We start from the raw sequence: 25,967 nt of genomic DNA, 5'->3' as shown, positions 1-25,967 counted from the left end.
TGAAATTACTTGGCACCCCAAACAGCTTGTTTAATGCTGATTGGTTTTGGAATGATGCCTTGTTGAGTAAAGATGTCTGCAAGCTGCTGCTGTTCAGCAATAACTTTGCTGTTAAGAGGAGCTGCTGCTGATGGACGTGGACGACGTTTAATGAATAAGTCACTGGTTGCAGGTTTTAAGCCTGTACTTTGGCCAATCGCACTTGCTGTTTCTGCTTGATGGCTTTGAACCCATTTGTCAGCTTGATTGATCTGCTTGATGAGTCCTGGAACAGCTTTTGGATATTGCTTAACAAAATTTGGAGCGGCTAAGTAAAAGGTGTAGTTCGGGCTTAGGCCTTTACCAGATGCAAGAACACGAGCTTGGTCTTCTAATTGTGCTGAAGCGTAGTAAGGATCCCAAATTGCCCATGCATCAACGGCACCTTTTTGGAATGCAGCGCGAGCATCGGCAGGGGTGAGCCAAATTGGCGTAATGTCGCTCCATTTTAAGCCCGCTTTCCGCACAGCCTGTACAAGTAGGTAATGTGAGCTAGAACCTTTTTGTAGCGCAATACGTTTGCCTTTCAGGTCTTTAAGTTGAGTAAGCTGTGAGTTTTTTGGAACTAAAATTGCCGACGCTAAAGGTTTAGCTGCTTCATAAGCAATATAATATAAAGGCTTGCCAGCGGCTTGAGCATAGACTGGTGGCGTGTCTCCAGTAACGCCAACATCGAGTGAGCCAACAGCCAAAGCTTCTAAAATTTGAGGGCCAGCGGGAAATTCATTCCAAGTGATTTTGGCATTCGGAAATTCTTGTTCAAATAGTTTTTGTTGCTTGGCAATCGCGAAGTTAATCGAGCTTTTTTGGAAACCGATACGCAGTTCTTTTACAGTTGGGTCAATTGCCCAAGCAGGCGCTGCGATTGTTAAACCAAATACAGCGAGCGCGCTAAAGCGCTTAACTAAATGAGTCCACTGACTCTTCTTAAATAATGACTGATCTTGCATATTGATACCCTTGTTCCCTTAAGGCAAGGCACAGCATTTATATCGTTATTTAAGCTGTGCCAAAGCCAGGTTTATTTCAGTTTTAAAATGGCTTCTTGTATGGTGAGCTTGTTGGGAATGAGCTTTTGCGCGTAGAAGGCATCAGCTACATATTGTTGTTCTTGGGCGACCTTGTCAGATATTGGCTGAACTCCAAAACCCATTCGCGAAATGGACGTTTTGAGTACATCAAACTCAAGTGCCGTAGGTTTTTCGAGTAATTTGGCAGCCTCATCTTGGTGTGTGCTGACCCATTCAGTTGTCTGATTTAACGTTTGCACAACAGTGTTGAGTACTTTCGGATTACTTTCTGCAAATTTACGATCAGCCAAGTAAAACTGATGATTGCTCACCAAATTTTCACCAGTCGCTAAAACACGAGCTTGAATTTGATGTTCAGCTGCTGCAAAGAACGGGTCCCAAATCACCCACGCATCGACAGCGCCTTTTTCAAAGGCAGCACGTGCATCTGATGGAGGTAAATAAACAGGTTGAATATCACTTAAGTTCAAGTGATTTGCTTCTAAAACTTTTAATAAAAGATAGTGAACATTCGAACCTTTATTCAGTGCGACACGTTTGCCTTTTAAATCCTGAATAGAGTGAATAGGAGAGTCCTTTTGTACCAATAATGCTTCTGCTTTTGGTGCAGCCGGTTGGTTTGCAATATAGACTAAATTGGGATTGGCCGCTTGAGCAAAAATAGGAGGTGCTTCGCCTGCTTCACCCAATGAAACGCTTCCGACATTTAGACCTTCAAGTAATTGAGGTCCCGCAGGAAACTCAACCCATTTCACTTGTACACCTTGGTCTTTTAGTGCTTTTTCCAAGTCACCACGTGCTTTTAGAATAGGAAGGATGCCATATTTCTGGTATCCAATATTTAGAGTTGTGGTGGTGTGTTCCTCTTTTTTGGCACAACCACCTAGCATCATCACTCCCGCAAGGCTGGCAGCAATGACTGAATATTTTGCCCATGAAGTGGAATTAAAAAGTGCCATGTGGTTTTGTGCTCCCCGAAAGAGAAAAAGAAAAATAATTGGATGAGCAGATACCCTATAGGGATTTTTATTCCATAAAAAATAAGTATTCGGTCTTTATTTATGCAAAAAAAAGCTAAAAACTTTCGGCGATAAACTTATGCAAAAAAAAGATTTATTAAATAAAATAATATTTAGAAAATTGTGTTTAAGGCTTTGTAAATAAAAAGAAAAATATTAAAAGAATAAAATTTAATGATTTAAAAAAAGTACAACCATACATTAATCGTATTTATGGTTGTACTTTTTGGACTAAGCTTATCTGAAATAAGAATATCTTAAAAAATGCAAAGACTAAGGAAGCAGTTTTTTAAAGACTAAAGAATTTCTTTGATAGTTATAAAGTGCTTGACGGGCATTTGGTAACTCATCAACGGTGACTTGGTGAAAACCATGTTCTAAAAACCAGTGTGCAGTTCGGGTTGTTAAAACAAATAATTGACGAATGCCTTGTTGTTTTGCCTTTTCTTCAAGGAATTGCAAAATTTGGCTACCACGGTTCGATTTACGATAACTTGGGTGTACTGCTACACAAGCAATTTCCGCTGAACGAGTTTCGTTAAACTCCGTCGGAATCGGATAAAGGGCAGCACAGGCCAAAATCATACCGTCTCGTTCAATAACCGCAAACTGGCTAATTTCTTGCTCTAAACGTTCACGTGAACGATAAACCAAAATACCTTCTTCTTCTAACGGGCGTAATAAGTTCATTAAGCCGCCAACATCTTGAATATGCGCCATACGAACTTCTTCATAATGTGCATCGGTAATCATAGTACCTACACCATCACGTGTGAACAGTTCTTCAATAAGTGCGCCATCATAGGCATATGAAATTAAATGAACACGATGTACACCCGACAGAGAAGCTTTTTTTGCTTCTTCTAAATGTAGAGTTAGAGTTGGACTGGTGGTTTGGTATTGTTGAATATAGTAGTCAAGTTGATGCGGACTTAATTCACGCAATAATTGTCCTTCTTCATTGAGCAAACCTTGTTGCTCACCTAAAAATATTAATTTATCTGCTTTTAAATAGGTTGCAGTTTTCGTTGCAACTTCTTCAGCTCTTAAATTAAATACTTCACCTGTGGTTGAATAACCAGTTGGACCAAGTAAAACAATATTATCGTTATCAAGATGGCGTTCAATCGCGTCGGTGTCTATGGAACGAACCTCTCCTGTAAGCTGAAAATCCATACCATCACGAATACCATAAGGTTTAGCTGTTACGAAGTTTCCTGATACGACGTCTATGCGAGCACCGTACATTGGAGAGTTAGCTAAGCCCATAGATAACAATGCTTCGATTTCTAAACGAATAGACCCAACAGCACTCATGACACAGCTTAATGATTCGCGTGTGGTAATACGACTATTGTCATAAAAAGGTGTTTCGATACCTTTATCTTTAAGGTTTTGATTAATCTGTGGACGTGCGCCATGGACTAAAATTAAGCGAATACCAAGTGAATGCAATAAAGCAATATCATGGATAATGTGTTCAAAATTAGGATCGCGGACTGCTTCACCGCCAAACATTAAAACAAAAGTTTTATCGCGATGGGCATTAATATAAGGTGCTGAATGTCGGAACCAATGTACATAATGTTGGGTGTTATTATGTGATTTCTCTAAAGACTTAGTTGGCATACCGATCTCGAATCAACAGCAAAAAGATATAAAGATGATTCTAAACAAAAAAGCTTAAAGTCGCATGTATTAGATAGAAAAACACCCAAATTACATTTGGGTGTTTGTTGATTTATTAAATTAACGAATCACTTTAATAATTTTATGACTTTGCTCATTTACGAGTACGTAGTTACCGTTCACTTTATACCATTTTTGAAAACGTCCAGGCTTAGTCAATTTATCATGCGTGCGATAGTCGATGACATAACGTGGGTGCTGATATTCATGTGGTACGACTTGGCCTTCTCGCCAGATATTGGCACGATCATCTTTATGAATTACTTTGACTGGTCTGACGTCATGGTTTCGGTAGTTATCATGATGGTCATGATCATTTGGTGCAGCCATCGCTGTTGATGCGATTAAACCACTCATTGAAAGAACAATTGCTGTTGTTAGTTTTTTCATAATGAACCTCGAATGATAAATTAAATTTCGATAATTGAAGATTAGTGAAGAATTACAGATAAATCGTGAAGACTAAGAACAATAAATGTGAAAAATATCTAGGAAATAAGAAGAAATTTAGAATATATAAATTTTTAATATCTTATTGATATAAAAATAAAAAAAGGATAAAACCAATGGGCTTTATCCTTTTTTACTAACTGATGAGTGAGGAGCTATCAGTTTTATAAACCACGAATGCTAACAATGCTATTAGAATCTGTGTCGACTAAAATATAGTCATTATTGATTTTGTACCATTGTTGATTACGGTCTGGTTTAGGTAAGTTATTGTCTCTATAGTCGACCTTATAGCCATTACCGCGATAATGCTGTGGCATAACATAGCCTGGCTGCCAGCGATGTTGTTTTAGACGCTCAAAACCGCGTTCTTCGCGCATACGACGCTCATCGCGAAAACGATCTTCATGATCGTCACGGTCATGTTTATGCCCACGATCATTCCATTCACCACGAGGCCCACCTTTAGGTCCTTTCTGGCCATGTCCTCGGTCAAATGGAGGATCAGCAAAGCTTGCCATACTGGTGGTCAGTACAGTTATGCTAAGGGCTAAGATGGTGAACAACTTTTTCATGATGCATCCTCGTTTACATCTGATGTCTCTCATGTTGAATACTGTACGCGCAAAATGCAGAGAAACTGTGAAGATCATTTAATGCTTCAATTAAAATTACGGATAAATCCAGTGTTTTATCAATAATAAAAAAGGCTTGTATATATCTTTTCAGGTATAGCCAAGCCAGATGTGATGATCGGCCGTAATTTATTTTAGCTTTTCATCTATAGTTATTTAGTCCTGTGCATCAATACTTTGACCATTGAGCGTCAGGCTATCTTCACCCATTAAATAGAGATAAGCTGGCATGATTGACTCTGGTGTTGGTAATGTTTTTGGATCTTCTTCAGGATAAGCTTTAGCACGCATTGCAGTACGTGTTGCACCTGGGTTAATGCAGTTAAAGCGAATATTTGGATAAGTATGCTCAGCTGCAAAAATCTTGCTCACAGCTTCAATCGCGACTTTAGATACTGAATAAGCACCCCAAAGTGCACGTGCTTCGCGACCTACGCCAGAGCTGGTAAACACAACAGAAGCGTTATCTGATTTTTGTAAAAGTGGGAGTAAGGCTTGAGTAAGCGCAAAAGGTGCACGTAAATTGACTGCCATCACATCATCCCACACTTCTGCTGGGTAATGAGCGAGTTCTACTCGATCACCTAAAATACCGGCATTATGCAAAATACCATCTAGACGTCCAAATTGCTTTTCTAACGTATTGACTAAAAAGTCATAATCACGATCAGAAGCACTCGAAAGCTGGAGCGGTAAAATTGCAGGTTGAGGGGCGCCTAAACCTTCAATTTCATCATAAATTACTTCAAGTTTATTTAAGGTTCTACCATGCAAAACCACAGTTGCACCGTGTAAAGCATAACTGAGGGCCGCAGCTCGCCCGATTCCATCACCTGCACCGGTGATTAAAATAATTCGATCTTTGAGTAGATCTGGACGAGGTTGATATTCTGAATATTTCATTGGTAAACCTCCTTCTTTTTATACTGATATAAATAACCGTTAAAAAAGCCTGTAAAACTCTTGTGTTAACTTATCATACGCTGATTTTCCTGTAGAGCAGGAAGCTTTTGACGTAACATCTCGTGTAATTCTGTCACCGTATTTACAATCGAATCGGCTTGCCACGCGGCTAAATCATCGCGATGTTCGATAGGTAAATAGCCGTATGCTGCCAAGATGGTATACATATTGGCATTGCGACCAGCATCAATATCACGTGGGTGATCGCCCACATAAATAATTTCATCTGCTGGAATATTTAACTGCTTTGCAGCCAAATACATCGGTTCTGGGTCTGGTTTAGTTTTAGAAACATCTTCCGGACACACTAAAACTGCACAGCGTTCAGTCAGGTTTAGCTTTTCTAGAAGAGATTCACTTAAACCACGTGGTTTATTGGTGACAATACCCCACGGTATTTGCTGGGCTTCCAACTCTGCTAAAAGCGGATACATCCCTTCAAATAGATCTGTATCGACGACAATATTATTGCCATACATATCTAAAAAATTTTGTCGATGTGCCAAGAAGATTGGATTGGTTACATCCAGCTCTGGATAGACCAATTTGACCATGGCGCGTGCACCTTCAGACACCTGAGTGCGAATAAGGTCTGCTTCTACAACAGGACGTCTTGCATCACGGCACATTTGTTGAATAATACGAATAAAGTCAGCAGCCGTATCGATGAGAGTGCCGTCTAAATCAAATAAAACAGCTTTCATCATGCACCTGTCTTTACTGTATGAACCATATAGTTAACATCAACATTTGGTGCTAACCAGTAACGCTTCGTAATTGGGTTGTAGTGTAAGCCTGTCATTTCTTTTAAAGTTAAACCTGCATTACGAATGTCATGTGCCATTTCTGACGGGCGAATAAACTTGTGATAATCATGCGTACCTTTTGGAAGCATGCGTAGCACGTATTCAGCACCAATAATGGCAAATAAATATGATTTTGGGTTACGGTTAATGGTCGAGAAGAACACATGGCCACCTGGCTTAACCAAAGCCTGACATGCTTTAACAATAGAAGCAGGGTCTGGAACGTGTTCCATCATTTCCATGCAAGTGACCACATCATATTGACCTGCTTGTTCTTGCACCAACTCTTCAACTGGAATTTGTCGATATTCAATATTTTGAACATTTTCTTGTTGAGCATGTAAACGACCTACTGCTAAAGGCGCTTCTCCCATATCGATGCCGAGTACATCTGCACCGCGGCGCGCCATGCTTTCAGCTAAAATACCGCCACCACAGCCAACATCAAGCACCTTTTTACCAGCAAGACCACCGGCACGTTCATCAATCCAATTTAAACGTAATGGGTTAATTTGATGGAGTGGGCGAAATTCAGAATGTTGATCCCACCATTTGGCAGCAAGAGCTTCAAATTTTGCGATTTCTTGTAAATCAACATTCAATTGCGACATGGTGCTACCTCTAAACTTGGGTTATCTTTTTGATGTAGTTCGCTGTTAGTGTAGCGATTATTGGGAAAAAAGCGATAAACCCAATAAAAAACTTCACAGAAGCAAAACGAATTTAGCATATTTGTTTTATATTTAGGGCATAAGCTAATGCATAACAACTTAGAGGAAAAGCTGTAACAATGAAAAAATTGGTTTTGGGTGGTTTGAGTGCAGCAATTATGGCCATATCGGGTAGTGCAATGGCAGCAGATTTCGTTGCTGGTAAAGACTACACCGTAATTGCCAATCCAGGCAAAGTGGAAGTACCGGGGAAAATCGAAGTTCGTGAGTTCTTTTGGTATGGTTGTCCGCACTGTTTTAAACTTGAACCGCATATGCAAGAGTGGTTAAAACAGATTCCGAGCGATGTGCGTTTCGTACGTACGCCAGCTGCTATGAACAAAGTATGGGAACAAGGGGCACGTACTTACTATACATCTGAGGCATTAGGCGTACGTAAGCGCACGCATTTACCATTATTCCATGCAATTCAGGTGAATGGTCAGCAGATTTTTGACCAGGCTTCTGCGGCTAAATTCTTTACTCGTTACGGTGTGCCTGAACAAAAATTTAATAGCACTTACAACTCATTTGCAGTAACTGCAAAAGTTGCCGAGTCAAATAAACTTGCTCAACAGTACCAATTAACAGGCGTTCCTGCTGTAGTGGTAAATGGTAAGTATGTTGTACAGGGTGAAGATGGTAAAGTTACTCAAGTACTTAATTACTTAATTGAGAAAGAACGTAAAGCAAAATAATTTTGAGTGCGTTAGTAAAAGGGCTTCATCAGAAGCCCTTTTTTATAAAATTTATTTCATAATCACGAAATCATTCAATTAATTTTGAGAGTTCTCGTCTTCAATCTGAAAATTTAACGCATCAAAATTGGTGGTTTGGGTGGGTAGTGATAAGGCTTGGTTAATATATAAATTAATTAATTTTTGGCGAGAACCAATCGAACGCTGATAATAAGTCGAATTTAAAAGTAGTGATGCGCCGTAAGTCAGTGACCAGATATAAGATAAATAGTCACGAATAGACATGTCATAATTTAATGATTTTAAATAACTTTCTGTAATATCTTTAATTGCTAAAATGCGTTGCTGGCGAATTTCATAAAGCTCTTCAAAAAGGTGCTTCAACTTAGACTCTGTCATGGTCAGATTTTCTTCAAGCTGATGCAATAAAATTGTTTTTCCCGGTGTGAGCAAATGATGGAGCATGTAACGCGGAGCATACTCTTTGAAATCAGTATTATATTTTTGAGAAATTTCTAAAATTTGTTTTTCATTTTGAATAATGAGTTCAAGCAGAAGTTCATTTTTACTTCTAAAGTGTTTATAAAGCGTACCTTTTGCGATATCTAGCTCGGCCACTAATTCATCTAGAGTAATTTCCTGATTGTTTTCTAGTAACAATTTTTCTGCAACGCTTAGAATTTTTTCTTTGCGCATCAAAAATTGTGTATGACGATCAAGATTCATAGGTATTCCCACACCAGTTTGGCCTAACGAATAGTTTACTTCCTGTAAAAAGAAAAAGACTTTTCTCGAAATTTTAGCCTTTTTCTTTCACTCTTTACGTATTAACACATAACCTGTTTTTTGTCATTTGCCAGTTTTACCGTTCCCAGTTAGCAATGCCTCTAAACAGTAAGCGAACTTGTGTAGACGCATTTTCAATAAATGCGGTTTGTTGCTGTTTAAGTTGCTCACCTTGATATTGTTTGGCGAGGTTGAGCCACGTCATTGCCCATGTAAATGACATATTGGTCAAAATGGTAGATAAGACATTTAAGTCTTGAGGGTTTTGAATATGTTTAAAATTTTCGAGTTTAGTCAGATCTGTTGTTAGATCTTCAATTAAAAATTCAATTTCTCTAGCAATGGCTGCACGAACGGTTTCGGAACCTCCCCAACGTTCAGCAATCATAAATTGCCACTGTTTAGGGCTATGGTTCACTGCCTGTACAAATAGTTCAATACTGGTTTGGGTTTTAGCAGACTTGTGCTGTAAATAACTTTGGCCGAGTTGATGTAAAACGCTTTTTAAATGTAGGGCAACTTGGTCAACCAATTCTTTCCCAAGTTCATCCATGTCTTGAAAATGACGATAGAACGCTGTTGGCACTAAACCTACTTCACGTGCAACTTCACGCAAACTAATACTACTGAACGAACGCCCAGACGTGCTTAGATGCAAGGCTGCATCAAGAAGTGCCTGACGACTTTGCTGTTTTCGTTCATCCCGTATCGACATTAAAAAAACCTATTTAAACCGTGAGCCAAAGTCTAACAAAAAAGAGCAAACTTTCATAAAAAAAATAGTGAACAAGTGTTGACTGAGTGAACACTTATAAATATAGTGTACATATGTTCACTATACGAACATGTGTTCACTCAAATAAATAGCCAGAAACAAAAGAGGAACGTATGAACGCAACACTTAACTATCAACCACATTGGGTTCGAGAAGATTTCGTTGATTTTGTTTTGCAGAAAATTAACGCGACTTGGGCTTGGAAAAGGGTACTTGCAGAAGTTACCGCTGTTCAGCCGCTTCATACCGATATGGTGCTCATTAGACTTAAACCAAATCGTAATTTTAATTTCGATCAGGTTTGTGCGGGACAAAGTATTCTATTGACGTTGCTTATCGATGGCGTTTATCAACAACGTAGCTATTCGATTATTGAAGTAACCACTCAAGGTGAAATCACTTTAGGTATTAAAGTACAAGGCTTGGTGTCTCGTGCAGCTCAACTGTTACATGTGGGCGAGTGTGTTGAGATTTCACAGCCACAAGGTAATTTTACTTTGCATGAAGGTCAGCAGCCTGCAATTTTAATTGCATCAGGAAGTGGTATTACTGCAATTTATTCACTCTTGCAGCAAGCTTTAAAACAGCAGCTTGAACAAATCCATGTCATTTATTTTAATCGTGCGGAAATTTTTCATGCCGAATTAAAAGCTTTAGCAGAACAGCATCCACAGCTTCAGTATCATTTTTTTAATACCAGCGAGCAAAAACAACATTTAACGGAAAGCTTACTGCAAAAGCTGGTTCCAGATTTTGCGCAGACTGCGACCTATATATGTGGTCAACACGGCATGATGCAGCAGGCGAATGAAATTTATGCGCAAAAAGGTGCTCAGTCTCAGCTCCATCAAGAATATTTCCAACCACTTCAAGTAACTGGTACACATGCAGCACAGCCTGTTATTTTCCGCCGTGCTCAACACGAATTTTTAGCTGAAACAAACTTACTGAGCAGTGCAGAGCAGGCGGGACTACGTCCGCAACATGGCTGCCGTATGGGTGTTTGTAATAAATGCAGTTGTACCAAAGTGAGCGGGGTCACTCAAAACCTGTTAACAGGCGAAATTGAAGACCAACCAAATCGTCCAATTAAACTATGCGTGAGCCAGGCATTAAGCCCAGTCACGATTGATCTATAAAAAGAATTACAGAGGATTAACCCTATGAATATGGCATTAGAATTTTCTACTGTTTCTAAATCTGCTCATTTAACACCGGAACAAACTGAAGAATTTGGCCGCCGTGTTGAACAGATTCGACAAGATGTTATGAAAAGTCTTGGTGAGCAAGATGCAAAATATATCTACAAAGTCCGTAACTTTGTTCGCTATACCGAAATCGCATCACGTGGCATGTTGATGTTTGGTGGCTGGATTCCACCTGTCTGGTTATTGGGTACAGGTTTACTGGGTATTTCTAAAATTGTAGAAAACATGGAACTTGGTCATAACGTTATGCACGGTCAGTTTGACTGGTTAAATGAGCCAAGTCTGAATGGTAATACCTATGATTGGGATACCATTGCCTCTGGTGATGACTGGCGTGAAACACACAACTATGTACACCACACCTACACCAATATTGTCGGTAAAGACCACGATGTCGGATATGGAATTTTACGAGTAAGTGATCAACAGAAGTGGGAACCTCGTCACCTGTTTAATATTCCACTCGGTCTACAGTTAATGTTTTTCTTTGAATGGTATGTAGGTGTACAAAACTTACACCTTGAAGATGCATTAGTTTATAAAACCAAGAGCTGGAAACAGGTTTGGAAAGATTCTGCTAAAGTCCGTAAAAAAGCCACACGCCAAGTTTTAAAAGACTATGTATTTTTCCCTGTGATCTCTGGCCCTATGTTTTTACCGGTTTTTGCGGGAAATGTAGTTGCCAATATTATTCGTAACTTATGGTCATCAGCTGTAATTTTTAATGGTCATTTTACTGAAGATGCAGAAACGTTTGAGCCGGATAATACCGACACTGAAACCAAGGCAGAGTGGTATTTACGTCAGATTCGTGGTTCAAGTAATTTTAGTGGTACAGAATGGCTTCATTTTATGAGTGGTAACTTAAGCCATCAAATAGAACACCATCTATTTCCAGATATGCCTGCTAACCGCTATAAAGAAGTAGCACCGAAAATTAAGGCACTCTGTGCAGAATACGGCATTAACTACAACGAAGCTAATTTCATGCGTCAGTTCTGGAGTGTATGGAGGCGTTTAGCAAAATGCTCATTACCAAACCACACAACTGCAAAAGTGATGCAGACATTAGAAAAATTAAAAGCAAAATTCAAATTTGCTTAATAGATAGACCAGTAAATAGCTCCTAAAAAGGGGCTATTTTTATTTTTAAGTCATGAAAAGTGCAGACTTACATTTGAAAGTAGGGAATAAACTCAACCTGTCAAAATCCTTTGCTATACTATGCCCAAGTTTGTATTTAAGAGAATTTAGGAAGGATTATGCGTATTGACCAACGTGCATTAGACCAATTACGTGAAGTGAAAATTACACGAAACTACACCCGTTATGCTGAAGGTTCTGTGCTGGTCGAATTTGGTCACACCAAAGTCCTTTGTACTGCAAGCATTGATAACTCAGTGCCACGCTTTTTAAAAGGCCAAGGTCAAGGCTGGGTAACAGCAGAATATGGCATGTTACCGCGTTCAACACACTCACGTTGTGACCGTGAGGCTGCTCGTGGTAAACAAACTGGTCGTACTCAAGAGATCCAACGCCTGATTGGTCGTAGTTTACGTGCGATGGTTGATTTGAAAAAGCTGGGTGAAAATACCATTACCATCGACTGTGATGTCATTCAGGCAGATGGCGGTACACGTACTGCTTCAATCACTGGTGCTGCTGTAGCATTGGTTGATGCGATGAATGTTTTACTTGCACAGAAAAAAATTAAGCAAGATCCACTTAAAGGCTTAGTTGCTGCAATTTCTGTAGGCATGTATCAAGACGAAGTATTGCTTGATCTTTGCTATGAAGAAGACTCGAACTGTCAAACTGACTTAAACGTAGTAATGACACAAGCTGGCGAGTTTATTGAAATTCAAGGTACAGCGGAAGACAAACCTTTTACCCGTGCTCAAAGCAATGCCATGTTAGAAATGGCTGAAAAAGGAATTGCCGAGCTGATTAAAAAGCAACAAGAAGCTTTAGGCTGGTAATTTCAAGTTATCTAAAAAACGCATCTTCGGATGCGTTTTTTTATGCCTTCATCAAATCGACATAAAAACATCACTTGTCTGTCACCTTTTCACTTTATTAGTAGTTCGCATTTAAACCGTTTGGAAAAAATCAATGCGAAAATTTTCACTTTTATTAATTACATCTTTAGCGCTTATGCTCAGTGCTTGTAACGATGACAACAACTCAGATAATTCATCGCCAACAACACCACCAACCAGCAATTGCAAAATGCACTGTGCACCATAATAAAAATTAAGGATTAAAAAATGAATCGTCGCGAATTTCTTTTAAATTCTACAAAAACTATGTTTGGGACAGCCGCTCTGGCAAGTTTTCCGCTAAGTATTCAAAAAGCGCTGGCTATTGATGCGAAAGTTGAAAGTGGAACTATTCAAGATGTTAAACACATCGTGATTTTGACTCAGGAAAACCGTTCTTTCGATAATTATTTCGGAACATTAAAAGGTGTACGTGGTTTTGGTGACCGTTTTACCATTCCTATGACAGAAAGCCGCAAGGTATGGGAACAATACGATGCTAAGAAAAATAAAGTACTGCCTTACCATCTCGACAGCCGTTTAGGAAATGCTCAGCGTGTTTCAGGTACACCTCACTCATGGTCAGATGGCCAAGCTGCTTGGGATAATGGGCGTATGAGTGATTGGGTGGCATATAAAAAACCGCAGTCGATGGGCTATTACAAAAAGCAAGAAGTTGAATATCAGTTTGCTTTAGCAAATGCTTTTACGATTTGTGACGCTTACCACTGTGCTATGCACGCGGGAACTAACCCGAACCGTAAATTTATCTGGACGGGAACCAATGGACCTACAGGCGCAGGTGTTGCGAGTGTGGTCAATGAATTTGATGGCATTGGACCATCAACAGAAGGTTATGAATGGACGACTTATCCTGAGCGTTTACAGCAAGCTGGCGTGACATGGAAAGTTTATCAAAATATGCCAGATAACTTTACCGATAACCCCTTAGCTGGTTTTAAGCAGTATCGTCGTGCAAATGAGCAATCTGGTCAGCCTGTCAGTAACGATACCCTCACCTGTCCACCATATGATGAAAAAATCGATGCGACTCAACCACTTTATAAAGGTATTGCCAATACCATGCCAGACGGTGGTTTTCTAGGAACTTTTAAAGCTGATATTGCTCAGGGTAAATTACCGCAAGTGAGTTGGTTAGTTGCTCCTGCAACTTACAGTGAACATCCAGGGCCATCTAGTCCTGTGCAAGGCGCTTGGTATATTCAGGAAGTATTAAATGCGTTAACTGAAAATGCTGAGTTGTGGAGTCAAACCGTTTTATTGGTGAACTTCGATGAAAATGACGGTTTCTTTGACCATGTTCCTTCACCAAGTGCACCGTCTAAAGATGCAAATGGTGTTGTATATGGAAAAACCACTTTAACGGATCAGCAAGTATCTTATGAGTACTTTAACCATCCAGCAGTAGCGACTTCGAAATCTCAACCTAAGCCAGATGGTCGAGTGTATGGTCCGGGTGTACGTGTTCCAATGTACGTGATTTCACCATGGAGCCGTGGAGGATGGGTAAACTCTCAAGTCTTTGATCATACTTCTATTTTACAGTTCTTGGAAAAACGCTTTGGTGTGCAAGAGCCGAATATTAGCCCATACCGCCGTGCTGTATGTGGTGATTTAACAACGGCTTTTAATTTTAAAACACCGAATCTTTTGCCTGTTGCTGAACTAGACGGAAAGAAAACCAAAGCCGAAGCCGATGCGATTCGTGTTGCTCAAGCTTTATTGCCACAAGTTCCTGTTCCGAGCCAGCAGCAATTTCCGCAGCAGGAAATGGGGATTCGACCATCACGTGCTTTGCCATATATTTTGCACACCAGTGCCAAAGTTGATGGCACTCAAAAAACAGTTAAATTGATGTTCTCTAATACGGGTAAACAGGCAGCCGTTTTCCATGTGTATAACCGATTGGACCTAACGTCAATTCCACGCCGATATATGGTTGAAGCGGGTAAACAGCTTGATGATGTGTGGAATACTACAAATGGACAGTACGATTTATGGGTACTCGGACCAAATGGTTTCCACCGTGCGTTTAAAGGTAATTTGAGCCAAGTTAACCAAACTCAAGCGTTACCGGAAATTAGAGTATGTGTGGAAGAGTGTGATGCGAATTTGTATTTAAAAGTGCGTCATGATGGCAGTAAGTCAGTTAAGCTCTCAGTCAAAGCAAATGCTTATCTACCAAATAAAACATGGACTATAGAAACGAATAGTTCTGAAAAAGAATTGGTTTGGGATATGTCTGAATTTGGTGGTTGGTATGACTTTACGGTGACATTAGCTGATGATGCAACGTTTAGTCGCCGTTTTGCAGGACGTATAGAAACTCAAGAAGATTCAATTTCTGATCCATATATGGGTTATTTAGAGTCTTAAGTTGCTCTAATGGATGAATGATTAAGATGAAGTCTTAAGTTAATCATATTTTAAATTAGCTAGCACGACGGAGTCTTATCATTTATTCATCCAGTGGAAGTAGCTAATTCGTTACTTTGGTTTCGCCCAAAGTAACCAAATGCATTTGTCATCTACAAAACCTGTTCTCTTCCTGCATATATCTGATTTATTGCAAAAACAATATATTTATAGATTTTGGGCAGGTTGTAGATGACATCTCGCACAATCTAATGTTGGGAAATATAAATGAAGGGGAGTAATATCTTATTATTTAGATGAATAATAAAAATAAAGGTTTACCTTTTGTAACAGAATCTCCTAAGCCTGGTCATATTTATCTTTTACCTTGAAACCCTAAATTTTTAAAAGTAATGGGGAAAATTTATGCTACAAGGTTTTATTGTATTATTAGCAGTAGTTACATTTGTTTTGATGGCTGCCGACCCACGGGATAGTGGGTCACAAGCGACTCAGTCAGCATGGCAAAAAACACAAGCAGCAGACATGACCAAGTCGCAAAAAAATACCAATAATGATGCTGATTTTATTTAAGCATTAAAACGCATTGATAAATCAACGGCTTTGACGTCTTTAGTCAATACGCCCATAGAAATATAGTCGACACCAGTAGTCGCTACTTCGCGTAAGTTTTCAATAGTGATATTGCCCGAAGCTTCGAGTTTACAACGTCCAGCCACATGTTTTACGGCATCAATCATTTGTTGTTGGCTAAAATTGTCGAGCATGACAATATCCGCACCTGCTTCAAGTGCTTGGTTTAGCTCATCCCAAGTTTCAACTTCGACTTCAACAGGTTTACCCGGCGCAATTTGATGTGCTTTTGCTATCGCTTGGGCAATACCGCCCGCTGCCATAATATGATTTTCTTTAATTAAGAATGCATCAAATAAACCGAGGCGATGATTTTGACCGCCGCCGACGGTTACGGCGTATTTTTGTGCAATACGTAAGCCCGGTAAAGTTTTACGTGTATCGAGAAGTTTTGTATTTAAACCTTCAAGATGTTGAACATATTCAGCAGTTTTTGTAGCCACAGCCGATAATGTTTGAATAAAGTTTAAAGCAGGGCGCTCTACTGTAAGTAAGCTACGTGCAGAACCTGCAAGCTTTAAAAAGGCTTCATTTGCAGCAACACGGTCACCTTCTTGTTTTAACCAAGTCACCTGTACCGTACTGTCATACGCTGAGATGAGTGCATTAACCCATGGCTGTCCAGCTAAAACCATATCTTCACGGCTAATAATGGTTGCAGTGGCCTGCTCATCTTCAGGTGTGAGCATAGCGGTAATGTCGCCGTCCCCAATATCTTCTTGTAATGCTTGTTGAATATTGATTTGAATTGACTGTTCAAGCAAAGACTGAGGTATGCTCATACGGTTTCCATTTTGTCGATGACCCTAAAACTTGCGATATATTAGCACCGTCGACTTTAAAAATAAGCTGTTTTATTCGCTTAATCGCGATAAACAATCGTACTGGCTACTCTGAAAAGCATATAACTGTTTTAAACTAAAACAATTGGCAAGCAATTTATTGGCATCTCAATGAAGCAAATCACACCGTATGAAGTTATAGATGGGCAGTTAAAAGGGGCGAGACAAGTTCCTTCTCCAAATTTTAACCAGCGTCCGGCTGGTACCGAAATTCAAATGATTGTGGTTCATAATATTAGCTTGCCACCTTCTCAATTTGGGGGAGGCTATATTGAGCAGTTTTTCCAAAATAAATTAGATTGGTCCGTACATCCCTATTTTCAGACTATTGAAGGGATGCAGGTCTCTACGCACCTGTTAATTTTACGAACAGGTGAGGTCCTACAGTTTGTTAATTTTAATGATCGTGCATGGCACGCAGGGCGTTCGAGCTATTTAGCCAAAGTTGAATGCAATGATTATTCAATTGGTATTGAGCTTGAAGGAAGTGATGATTTACCTTTTGAAGAGATACAGTACGACGTACTAACAGATGTGGTTAGGGCCATTCGCCAAGCTTACCCTGAAATTAAGAATCATATTGCAGGGCATTCAGACATTGCACCGGGCCGAAAAACCGATCCGGGTCCTTATTTTAAATGGCAGCATTTTAGACAACTGTTAACACAGAAAAAAACTTGAGTTCATTCATCATTTCACAACGAAAAGATTTTCTAGTTTCATTACAATAGCGACTTTCGAATATATAGCTGTAGGTGAGTACGATGGCATTATGGCGATCGACTTTTATTGTCAGTGCGATGACGATGTTGTCACGTGTGTTGGGGTTGGTACGAGATGTCGTATTGCTCAACGTGTTTGGTGCGGGTAAAGATTTCGATACCTTCGTTGTGGCTTTTCGTATTCCCAATTTCTTTCGACGATTGTTTGCCGAAGGAGCTTTTTCTCAGGCTTTTATTCCGGTACTAACCGAATATAAAACAGGCCGAGCACATGCTGAAGTACAAATCCTGATTAGTCGGGTATTTGGTTGCTTACTCACGGTCATGACCTTACTCACTTTTGTGGCTATGGTGTTAGCTCCGGCGATCATCTATATGTATGCGCCGGGCTTCCATAATGACCCTGAAAAGTTCGATTTAGCGGTCAGTATGTTTCGTCTGACTATTCCATATTTAATGTTTATGTCATTGACTGCTTTTGCTAGCAGTATCTTAAACAGTTATGGTTCTTTTGCTTCCCCAGCTTTTTCACCTGTATTGCTCAATGTAGCAATGATTGCTGGCGCATGGTGGCTTACGCCATATATGGCTGAGCCAATTAAAGCATTAGGATGGTCAGTTGTAGCAGCGGGTATTTTACAGTTAGCTGTACAAATTCCTGAGTTATGGCGTAAAAACCTCCTAATTCCACCTAAAGTTGATTTTAAACACGAGGGTGTAGAACGTATTTTAAAATTAATGCTTCCTGCATTATTTGGCGTATCTGTAACTCAGATTAACCTGTTGTTAAATACAATTTGGGCATCTTTCATGCAAGATGGTTCGGTATCTTGGCTCTATAGTGCTGAGCGTATGACAGAACTACCTTTAGGTTTAATTGGTGTTGCGATTGGTACAGTGATTTTACCTTCGCTTTCAGCACGCCATGCTGAGCAAGATCAAGAAAAGTTCCGCGGTATGATCGACTGGGCAGCAAAAGTTATTGTATTGGTGGGATTACCAGCAAGTATTGCCTTATTTATGCTTTCTACACCGATTATTCAGGCTCTATTCCAACGTGGTGAGTTTGACCTACATGACACTCAAATGACTGCACTTGCATTGCAATGTATGAGTGCTGGTGTAATTTCCTTTATGTTAATTAAGGTATTTGCACCGGGTTTCTATGCTCAGCAAGATACTAAAACACCAGTTCGTGTGGGTTTAATGTCTGTTGCCGCAAATGCTATTTTAAACGTTGTATTTATTGGATTCTTTAAACTAATCCATTGGCAGGCTGAACATATGGCGCTTGCGTTGGCATCTTCTGGTTCAGCTTTGGTAAATGCTGGTTTGCTCTACTTCTATCTACATAAGCGTAATATTTTTCGATTCGGCTCACATTGGAAAAAACTGATTCTTCAATATGGATTGGCAAACCTTGCCATGATCGCAGCGCTTTGGTTTGGGTTAAATTGGTATAACGGCGAGCTTTCTCAATGGATCCGCATTGCTGAGGTCGCAGGTCTATGCGTAGTAGGCGTAATCGCTTACTTAATTGGCTTACTGGTTAGTGGCTTTAGACCAAGAGATTTAAAACACTAAAATAAAAAAGCGATCAATTTAGATCGCTTTTTTTATATTTTAGAGGATTACTTTGGCAAAACTTGTAGCAATTCAATATCAAAAATTAACGTACTATTTGGACCGATACTATCACCAGCACCTACTTCACCATAAGCAAGTTTAGCTGGAATGAAGAAACGGGTTTTACCACCTTCTTTCATTGTTTGTAAGCCTTCTGTCCAGCCGGCAATAACCTGATTTAATTGGAAATCTACAGGATGATTGCGTGCAATTGAGCTATCAAAAACAGTCCCGTCAAGTAAACGACCTTCATAGTTGACTTTTACGCGCGAAGTAGCTTTAGGTGTTTTACCAGAACCTTCTTTTAATACCTGATATTGCAAACCTGATTTAGTTGTAATCACACCAGATTTTTTCGCATTCTCAGCGAGAAAAGCAGCGCCAGCCTGAGCATTTTGTTGCCCTAGTTTTTGAAACTCAACGAGCTGTTTAGCTTCTAAAGTTTTCTTATACTCATTAATTGCTTTAGCCATTTCTTCGTCTGTCAGGCGTGCAGTTTTTTTCTGTGCACCTTCTTGAAGACCTTGATAAAAGATATCAAGATTTAAATCTGTTAATGCATCAGTATTATTACGACCCATTAAATAGCCATAACTATAACTAAACTGGTCTTTTGCTGGGCTTTTATTTGATACAGGTGTCGCGGCAATAACAGATAAACTCATTGTTGATGCAGCAATAACCAAACTGATTTTTTTCATGCCTTTTTCCAAAAAAACAGGAGAGTATTATGACTCTCCTGGATTGTTATTATTTCACTGAAATGAGTTCAACATCAAAAATCAGTGTACTGTTTGCTGGGATCCCCGGAAGTTCTTGTGGACCGTATGCAAGATTTGATGGAATAAAGAAAGTCGCTTTTCCGCCTTCTTTCATGAGCTGAAGACCTTCAGTCCAACCCGGAATGACCTGATTAAGTGGGAATTCAACAGGCTGACCACGTTTATAGGAACTATCAAAAACCTGACCATTAATTAAACGGCCTTCATAATGTACTTTAACAACGGACTGGGCTGTTGGCTGTTTACCGGTACCTTCTTTCGTAATGATATATTGCAAGCCTGATGCTGTAGTTTTTACTCCAGCTTTAGTTTTGTTTTCTGCAAGGAACTGTGCGTCTGCAGATTCAGAGGCTGTACCCGCGTGCTCTTGTTTATCTTGATGCTGCATTTTTTGTTGTAACTCTTTTTCATAAGCTGCAACAGCTGCTTTTAAATCTTCTTGAGTATAAGCACTTGGTTGCTTGCCACGAGCATCATGGATCCCTTGAACAAAGGCCTTAGTGTCCAATTCTGGAGGAGTTTGTTGCGCAACTTCATAACCAAGAACATAACTGATTTTTTGAATTGGAGAAGCATTTTTGTCTGCTTTACGTCCGACTTCTGTGGTCGGATGTTGAGTTGCATAATATACAGGTACAAGTGCAGCACCGCCTAAAACTACAGCGACAGCAATGGGTAAGGCTTTACTCATAAAAGGTTCCAAAAATAATCATTTGAGTCTAAAAGGCTGCTTCGATCTTAGCATGCTTCGACTTAAGCATAGAATGTTTAACAAAAAAAACGAGTGGTTTTTTTATATATTTTAGTTAGTTTTAATTTGGTGAAACTTAAAAAATCAAATAAAAAAGCCAGATCATTTGATCCGGCTTTTTTAAAAAACTCTTAATTAATCTTCTTTTTGCGCCTTATAGGCATAAGCATAGTTATAGCCATATCCACCGCCACTAGAGCGTTGAATATCGTTAAGGATAAAGCCATTCACCTTAACACCAGCTTGTTCAAAGCGATTAACTGTTAATTCAAGCTCTTTCATGTGAGACTTAGCATAACGAGCAACAATTAAGTTCACACCAGTGTATTGAGAAATAATAATGCCGTCAGTTACCGCAAGCACTGGTGGAGTATCAATAATGATATGGTCATATTGCGTTTGGAACTTCTCTAGTAAGTCTTTGAACTGTGTAGAGCTCAATATTTCTGAAGGGTTAGTTGGACTCTTACCACGGGTAATCACGTCGAGATTCGCAACTTGCGTTTTATGTAAAACTTGTGTCAAGTCAGCTTGGCCACTTAGTAATTCAGAAAGACCAGGTTTTACGTCAACATCGAAGTATTTATGCATATAACCACGACGCATATCAGCATCAATCAGTAATACACGTTTATTCCCTTGTGCGAAAATAGTCGCTAAGTTAGTTGAAATAAATGATTTACCGACTTCTGGAGACGGGCCAGCAATCATAATAATATTATTTTTTGCTGAGGTTAAAGCGAAGTGAATGGCTGTACGAATACTACGCAAACTTTCAATCGCAATATCATCACTACTTTTAACTGCCAAAATAGGAATACTCTTTTTCTTTTTCAAGATATTCATACGAGTTTCTTGAATAGGAGAACGAGGTACAGTCGCATAAACTGGTAAATCTAATTCATTTTCAATTTGAGTTGAATCATTAACTCCGCTACGCATCATATTACGTAATAATGCAATTAATACACCGATAAAACCACCAACAAAAATAGAAAGTATTAGAACAATTAATTTCTTAGGTTTAATAGGTTTAACAGGTTCTACAGCAGTATCAATAATGCGAACATTACCAATCTCACCTGCATTAGCAATTTTAAGCTGTTGATAACTGTTTAGTAACGACGTATAGAGCTCTGTGTTTACTTTTACATCACGATATAGTTGTAAATATAAACGTTGTGTTTCAGGAAGTTGAGTTAAACGATTATTAAGATCAGCAATCTTTTTATTAATCTCTGTAATTTGTGCATCGATTTGACGGATTAATGGATGATCATTGGTATATTTAGCAGAAAGCTCAGCTTGTTTCTGTTGTAGCTCGATTTTAAGCTTTTCTAAATCAATATTTTGCTTAAGTAATAGCTCCGACTCAGCATTTACATCGACTGTTTTATACTTTTCACGAAATTGGTTAAACTTGATCTCAGAATCTTCTAGCTGCTTTCGAAGCTCTGGTAATTGTTTCTCAAGAAAAGCTAAAGTTTGTTTAGATTCTAAAGACTTTCGCTCAATGTTTTGTTGGTGATAAACAGTTAGAACATTATTTAGTACTTGTGTAATGTGCTCAGGATCTTGACCTAGATAATTTAAACCAATAACACCAGTCACTTTACCTTTTTCAGCAACACTATAGATATCATTAAAATTTTTAACGGCTGTTGGTAGAGCGAGTTTAGTTAAAGTATAGCTTTGTTCTTTCAGGTTACCTTGAGCATTAAGTTGTACCTGCCAAAGACCTCTATTTGTATTTAGTATATTTTTTTTGTTTAATTGACCATTAAATACAACTTGATCTTTGTATGTTAAAGTGAATTGATTTGCACCTTTGAACTCTAACTTTAAGGGTTTATCTAAATAATATTCAGGTACTTTAAGTTCTCGTATAATCAAATTATTATTTTGATTACTGTACAGTACAGATTCATGACGATACTCAAGTCTACTCTTATCTTGTGAAATTAACTTGTCGATCAATCCTGATTGGTTATCTTTGACGTTAATATCAAGATTAAGGTTCTGGATGACTTGTCCTAAAACCATTCTAGAACGAAGAATCTCTATTTCTGGATCAGCTGGTGATTTTTGAGATAGACCTCCACTGACTTTAGAAAGGTCACCAAGCAAAGCAGCAGAGGCAGCGCCTTTACTGTCCTCAACTTGTACCATTGCATCTACAGAATAAGTATCTGGCGTTATCCGTAAGTATAGCAAGGCACAAATTAAACTTAAGACCACGCAGCATGCTATGATTTTCCACTGTGCAATCAATGAAAAGAATAACTCTTTTAAATCGATGCTATCTTCGCTAGTTTTAGAGTTTTGGTTCATAAATTTACAACTAATATACAATTATAATTGAGTGCGCCAATCTTGCACATAGCTTTGAATGTTGCGGCAAGTCTGATCAAAAAAAGCTTGGTCATGCTGATAGGGGTCAGGTATATTTTGCCCTTGCCAATGGCCAAGCCTAAAAATTTTACCCTTAGCAAATGGCCAAGTTTGTTCAATATGCTTTTGCTGATTATTGCTCATTACTAAAATCAAATCATTTTGTTTGATCAATTCAGCACTGAGCTGGCGAGCCACGTGTGGTCTCATATCAATATTCAACTGATCCATACAATGAATCGCTTTGTCATCTGCAGTATGACCTACTAGGGCTGAAATACCAGCAGATGAGATATTTAATGTAGGATGTTGGGCCTTTAAAAAGTATTCTGCCATTGGACTGCGGCAAATATTACCTACACAGACTACTAAGATATTTTGTAACTGCATTCTAGTTTTTACCCAATTGATCAAAGGTATAAAGTGCACTTGAGAATGGTACAATCTGGTTCATAATACGCTGCCAGCGTGTTAAACCAGTTGCATCAATATAAACAATATCATTTTTTTGCATTTGGAATTGATTAGATAATGCAAGGTTACCAATACTACTCAAATTGAGCTGATAGATTGTTGATCTTTTTGTTTGTAAATCTGTACGCATGACATAAATACGAGCTGCACTTGCCGAGTATGGATTAACACCTTCACTCTCGCCCAATACATCACTTAGGGTCATTCCCTGATCTCGTAATGGAATTGCTGAACTTTTATTAGACTCACCCATAACATAGAGTTTTTGATTTTGTTTAGTATTTACATAAATTGTATCATTGGGTTGGACTAATAATTTGTGTAGTGAATAACCTTGTTTCTCAAGTGCAACGACATTTAAATTATAAACTTCGCCATTACGAATGAGTTGAATATCAGTATTATCACCAGACTCTTGATTTACCCCTCCAGCCATACTTAAGGCTGTATAAATACTAATTGGTTGATCATCTAAAGTGTATTGTCCACTTTTCATAACCTGACCATTAACAAAATAGCGTTTAGCTTGATATGACAACACGCGAACTACAACATCAGGTGTTTTTAAATACTTAGCAAATTGACTTCGTAAATATTTATTGGTCTCAGCCAGTGTTTTCCCTGCAATGTGAACTTGGCCTACAAGTGGTAACTGTACATTTCCTGCAGAATCAATAGGGTATCCAAATGCTTTAATATCAGTAGAGGCACCTTGAATAGGAGGAGTAATTTCAGGATAAGCCCAAAGCTGAATAGATAAAACATCCCCAGCACTTAAGCGGTATTGATAAAAAGGAGTATTAAATAAGGCGCTTATATTTCCTTGTGGACGCAAAGCCTCAGAACTAATCTTTGGAATATTGTTTTGGGTGAGTTGAACAACAGAAACCTCTGCGCCTTGTTCTGTTTTAAAAGTACCTTGTTCAGGTAAGTCGTAAGTTTGTAAGCCTGAGGTGACTGCACATCCTGTAAACGAAAGTGAAATGGCTAAAAATAATAATGTGCTTTGGTGCTTCACATTCAAACCCTTTATTGTTTGTAATCCAATGATACTTTGCATGAAGACATTGGATTGTAGTCTATAATTAACCCAAATCATACTTTATTTGCCAAGCAGTGATTGTATATTTCGAGAAAATTTTGTTTAAAGTCTGCTATATTAACGTAGTAGGTCGTATCCATGATGTTTCTCCATTTAAAATTAAATGGTTAGGTTTTATATATGTTTCAACTTGAGCAACTAAAAATAGCAATTATCGGCTTAGGGTATGTTGGATTACCTTTGGCAGTTGAATTTGGTAAACATAAACCTACAATCGGATTTGATATAAATGAAAATCGGATATTAGAGTTAAAAAACGGATATGACCATACATTAGAAGTGACTTCTGAAGAGTTAAAACACGTACAGCATTTATCGTATACAGCACATATTCAAGACTTACAGAATATAAACTTTTTTATTGTCACTGTGCCAACACCCATTGACGATTTTAAACAACCTGACTTGACCCCTCTCATAAAAGCATCCCAAAGCATTGCTAAAGTTCTAAAAAAAGGCGATATCGTTGTTTATGAGTCAACGGTTTATCCTGGTGCGACAGAAGAGGTTTGTATACCCGAATTAGAAAAACATTCCGGTTTAAATTTTAATAAAGATTTCTTTGTTGGTTATAGTCCAGAACGTATTAATCCTGGTGATAAACAACGACGTGTCACTAATATTTTAAAAATTACCTCAGGTTCGACTCCAGAGGTCACTGACTATGTTGATCAAGTATATAATTTAATTATTGAGGCGGGGACACATAAGGCCCCGAGTATCAAAGTCGCTGAGGCTGCTAAAGTCATTGAAAATACACAAAGAGATGTGAATATCGCTTTAATCAATGAGTTGGCTCTGATTTTTAATAAAATGGGTATCGATACAGAAGATGTACTCAAGGCAGCAGGTACAAAATGGAATTTTTTAAACTTTAGACCTGGTTTAGTTGGTGGTCATTGTATTGGTGTTGATCCGTATTATTTAACGCATAAAGCAGAGTCAATTGGTTTACATCCAGAAATTATTTTGGCAGCTCGTCGCTTAAATGATCGTATGGGTGAATATGTTGCAACCCAATTGATCAAAGAAATGGTAAAGAAACGTATCCAAGTTGTTGGTGCTCGTATATTAATTTTAGGTTTGAGTTTTAAAGAGAACTGCCCAGATATACGAAATACTAAGATTGTAGATATGGTTAAAGCACTAAAAGAATACGATTTAGATCTTGATATCTATGATCCTTGGGTAGATAGTGCTGAGGTTGAAGCAGAGTATGGGTTAGCTCCAATCATGGAATTAAAACAAGGTCGGTATGACGCTATCGTAATTGCAGTTGCACATGATCAGTTTAAGGTAATGAGTACTGAAGACTTTCATTCTTTAGGTAAAAAAAAGCATGTGCTTTATGATTTAAAGCATGTTCTTAATAAAGTAGATGCAGATTTAAGACTATAGC

26 protein-coding genes are annotated in these 25,967 nt (G+C 38.7%); 10 read left to right on the top strand and 16 right to left on the bottom strand.

Features of this window, described 5'->3' with window-relative positions:
* Positions 1-5 precede the first annotated feature (5 nt).
* The 8 genes from J671_RS16745 to ubiG all read right to left on the bottom strand — a co-directional run bounded on the left by J671_RS16745 (position 6) and on the right by ubiG (position 7,243).
* Positions 6-989 carry a sulfonate ABC transporter substrate-binding protein gene (locus J671_RS16745; RefSeq protein WP_004884025.1) on the bottom strand — a complete coding sequence of 328 codons (984 nt, stop codon included), beginning with the start codon at positions 987-989 and terminating at the stop codon, positions 6-8.
* Between the two features lie 71 nt (positions 990-1,060).
* A complete protein-coding gene (locus J671_RS16740; protein WP_004884023.1) occupies positions 1,061-2,029 on the bottom strand; it encodes a sulfonate ABC transporter substrate-binding protein in 969 nt (322 codons plus the stop codon).
* 333 nt (positions 2,030-2,362) lie between these two features.
* Positions 2,363-3,718 (bottom strand): amino-acid N-acetyltransferase, encoded by a 1,356-nt coding sequence (gene argA / locus J671_RS16735; protein ID WP_002050496.1) that lies wholly within the window; start codon positions 3,716-3,718, stop codon positions 2,363-2,365.
* A gap of 120 nt (positions 3,719-3,838) precedes the next feature.
* Positions 3,839-4,168 carry an RcnB family protein gene (locus J671_RS16730; RefSeq protein WP_002050532.1) on the bottom strand — a complete coding sequence of 110 codons (330 nt, stop codon included), beginning with the start codon at positions 4,166-4,168 and terminating at the stop codon, positions 3,839-3,841.
* A 224-nt stretch (positions 4,169-4,392) separates the two neighbouring features.
* Complete coding sequence (locus tag J671_RS16725; RefSeq protein WP_004884020.1) at positions 4,393-4,803, bottom strand: RcnB family protein; 411 nt, start codon at positions 4,801-4,803, stop codon at positions 4,393-4,395.
* Positions 4,804-5,019: 216 nt separating this feature from the next.
* Entirely contained in the window at positions 5,020-5,766 is a 747-nt protein-coding gene (locus tag J671_RS16720; protein WP_004706106.1) for a YciK family oxidoreductase, read from the bottom strand.
* Between the two features lie 65 nt (positions 5,767-5,831).
* Complete coding sequence (locus tag J671_RS16715) at positions 5,832-6,533, bottom strand: HAD family hydrolase (RefSeq protein ID WP_016803557.1); 702 nt, start codon at positions 6,531-6,533, stop codon at positions 5,832-5,834.
* On the bottom strand, positions 6,530-7,243 hold the full coding sequence (gene ubiG, locus J671_RS16710; protein WP_004884017.1) for a bifunctional 2-polyprenyl-6-hydroxyphenol methylase/3-demethylubiquinol 3-O-methyltransferase UbiG: 714 nt from the start codon (positions 7,241-7,243) through the stop codon (positions 6,530-6,532). The genes J671_RS16715 and ubiG overlap by 4 nt, the downstream gene beginning before the upstream one ends.
* Positions 7,244-7,422: 179 nt before the next feature.
* On the opposite strand from ubiG, the gene J671_RS16705 reads away from it, so the two are divergent.
* Positions 7,423-8,040 carry a thiol:disulfide interchange protein DsbA/DsbL gene (locus J671_RS16705; RefSeq protein ID WP_002050528.1) on the top strand — a complete coding sequence of 206 codons (618 nt, stop codon included), beginning with the start codon at positions 7,423-7,425 and terminating at the stop codon, positions 8,038-8,040.
* 78 nt (positions 8,041-8,118) lie between these two features.
* On the opposite strand, the gene J671_RS16700 is transcribed toward J671_RS16705, so the two are convergent.
* Both J671_RS16700 and J671_RS16695 read right to left on the bottom strand, forming a co-directional pair.
* Positions 8,119-8,766: a TetR/AcrR family transcriptional regulator gene (locus J671_RS16700; protein ID WP_002050537.1), complete on the bottom strand. Its 648-nt coding sequence runs from the start codon at positions 8,764-8,766 to the stop codon at positions 8,119-8,121.
* A gap of 136 nt (positions 8,767-8,902) precedes the next feature.
* Positions 8,903-9,541: a TetR family transcriptional regulator gene (locus J671_RS16695; protein ID WP_000027529.1), complete on the bottom strand. Its 639-nt coding sequence runs from the start codon at positions 9,539-9,541 to the stop codon at positions 8,903-8,905.
* 173 nt (positions 9,542-9,714) lie between these two features.
* Here J671_RS16695 and J671_RS16690 point away from each other — a divergent pair, with 173 nt between their 5' ends.
* The 6 genes from J671_RS16690 to J671_RS25195 all read left to right on the top strand — a co-directional run bounded on the left by J671_RS16690 (position 9,715) and on the right by J671_RS25195 (position 15,818).
* Positions 9,715-10,740 carry a ferredoxin reductase gene (locus tag J671_RS16690; RefSeq protein WP_004884014.1) on the top strand — a complete coding sequence of 342 codons (1,026 nt, stop codon included), beginning with the start codon at positions 9,715-9,717 and terminating at the stop codon, positions 10,738-10,740.
* A gap of 30 nt (positions 10,741-10,770) precedes the next feature.
* Positions 10,771-11,913, top strand: a complete 1,143-nt coding sequence (locus J671_RS16685) for a fatty acid desaturase family protein (protein WP_079377076.1) — start codon at positions 10,771-10,773, stop codon at positions 11,911-11,913.
* A gap of 158 nt (positions 11,914-12,071) precedes the next feature.
* Positions 12,072-12,788, top strand: a complete 717-nt coding sequence (rph, locus tag J671_RS16680; protein WP_001217232.1) for a ribonuclease PH — start codon at positions 12,072-12,074, stop codon at positions 12,786-12,788.
* A 133-nt stretch (positions 12,789-12,921) separates the two neighbouring features.
* Positions 12,922-13,056 (top strand): hypothetical protein, encoded by a 135-nt coding sequence (locus tag J671_RS26280; RefSeq protein ID WP_255018875.1) that lies wholly within the window; start codon positions 12,922-12,924, stop codon positions 13,054-13,056.
* A gap of 20 nt (positions 13,057-13,076) precedes the next feature.
* Positions 13,077-15,245, top strand: coding sequence for a phosphocholine-specific phospholipase C (locus J671_RS16675; RefSeq protein WP_004884012.1), 2,169 nt, complete (start codon positions 13,077-13,079; stop codon positions 15,243-15,245).
* 405 nt (positions 15,246-15,650) lie between these two features.
* On the top strand, positions 15,651-15,818 hold the full coding sequence (locus J671_RS25195) for a hypothetical protein (protein WP_004884011.1): 168 nt from the start codon (positions 15,651-15,653) through the stop codon (positions 15,816-15,818).
* Here the strand turns inward: J671_RS25195 and nadC are convergent.
* Complete coding sequence (gene nadC / locus J671_RS16665; RefSeq protein WP_004884009.1) at positions 15,815-16,660, bottom strand: carboxylating nicotinate-nucleotide diphosphorylase; 846 nt, start codon at positions 16,658-16,660, stop codon at positions 15,815-15,817. The two genes, J671_RS25195 and nadC, sit on opposite strands and share 4 nt — an antisense overlap.
* A gap of 171 nt (positions 16,661-16,831) precedes the next feature.
* On the opposite strand from nadC, the gene ampD reads away from it, so the two are divergent.
* Positions 16,832-17,401 carry a 1,6-anhydro-N-acetylmuramyl-L-alanine amidase AmpD gene (gene ampD / locus J671_RS16660; protein WP_004711193.1) on the top strand — a complete coding sequence of 190 codons (570 nt, stop codon included), beginning with the start codon at positions 16,832-16,834 and terminating at the stop codon, positions 17,399-17,401.
* Positions 17,402-17,475: 74 nt separating this feature from the next.
* A complete protein-coding gene (gene murJ / locus J671_RS16655; protein ID WP_171059216.1) occupies positions 17,476-19,026 on the top strand; it encodes a murein biosynthesis integral membrane protein MurJ in 1,551 nt (516 codons plus the stop codon).
* Positions 19,027-19,073: 47 nt separating this feature from the next.
* Here the strand turns inward: murJ and J671_RS16650 are convergent, their stop codons facing one another.
* From J671_RS16650 to J671_RS16630, 5 genes are all read right to left on the bottom strand, one after another.
* Positions 19,074-19,769: an FKBP-type peptidyl-prolyl cis-trans isomerase gene (locus tag J671_RS16650; protein WP_004884006.1), complete on the bottom strand. Its 696-nt coding sequence runs from the start codon at positions 19,767-19,769 to the stop codon at positions 19,074-19,076.
* Between the two features lie 49 nt (positions 19,770-19,818).
* Positions 19,819-20,541, bottom strand: a complete 723-nt coding sequence (locus J671_RS16645; RefSeq protein ID WP_004884004.1) for an FKBP-type peptidyl-prolyl cis-trans isomerase — start codon at positions 20,539-20,541, stop codon at positions 19,819-19,821.
* Between the two features lie 195 nt (positions 20,542-20,736).
* Positions 20,737-22,932 (bottom strand): polysaccharide biosynthesis tyrosine autokinase, encoded by a 2,196-nt coding sequence (locus J671_RS16640; protein ID WP_023188035.1) that lies wholly within the window; start codon positions 22,930-22,932, stop codon positions 20,737-20,739.
* 21 nt (positions 22,933-22,953) lie between these two features.
* Positions 22,954-23,382, bottom strand: a complete 429-nt coding sequence (locus tag J671_RS16635) for a low molecular weight protein-tyrosine-phosphatase (RefSeq protein ID WP_002050525.1) — start codon at positions 23,380-23,382, stop codon at positions 22,954-22,956.
* A gap of 1 nt (position 23,383) precedes the next feature.
* Complete coding sequence (locus tag J671_RS16630) at positions 23,384-24,526, bottom strand: polysaccharide biosynthesis/export family protein (RefSeq protein WP_001190673.1); 1,143 nt, start codon at positions 24,524-24,526, stop codon at positions 23,384-23,386.
* A 162-nt stretch (positions 24,527-24,688) separates the two neighbouring features.
* Between J671_RS16630 and tviB the strand changes: the two genes are divergently transcribed.
* Positions 24,689-25,966 (top strand): Vi polysaccharide biosynthesis UDP-N-acetylglucosamine C-6 dehydrogenase TviB, encoded by a 1,278-nt coding sequence (gene tviB / locus J671_RS16625; protein WP_004884001.1) that lies wholly within the window; start codon positions 24,689-24,691, stop codon positions 25,964-25,966.
* Position 25,967: the final 1 nt, after the last annotated feature.

The organism is Acinetobacter sp. 1130196 (genome assembly GCF_000588095.1).
GTDB classification, from domain to species: Bacteria; Pseudomonadota; Gammaproteobacteria; order Pseudomonadales; family Moraxellaceae; genus Acinetobacter; species Acinetobacter nosocomialis.
Note: the sequence above shows the minus strand (reverse complement) of the source record. Positions and strands in the feature narration are given on the sequence as shown.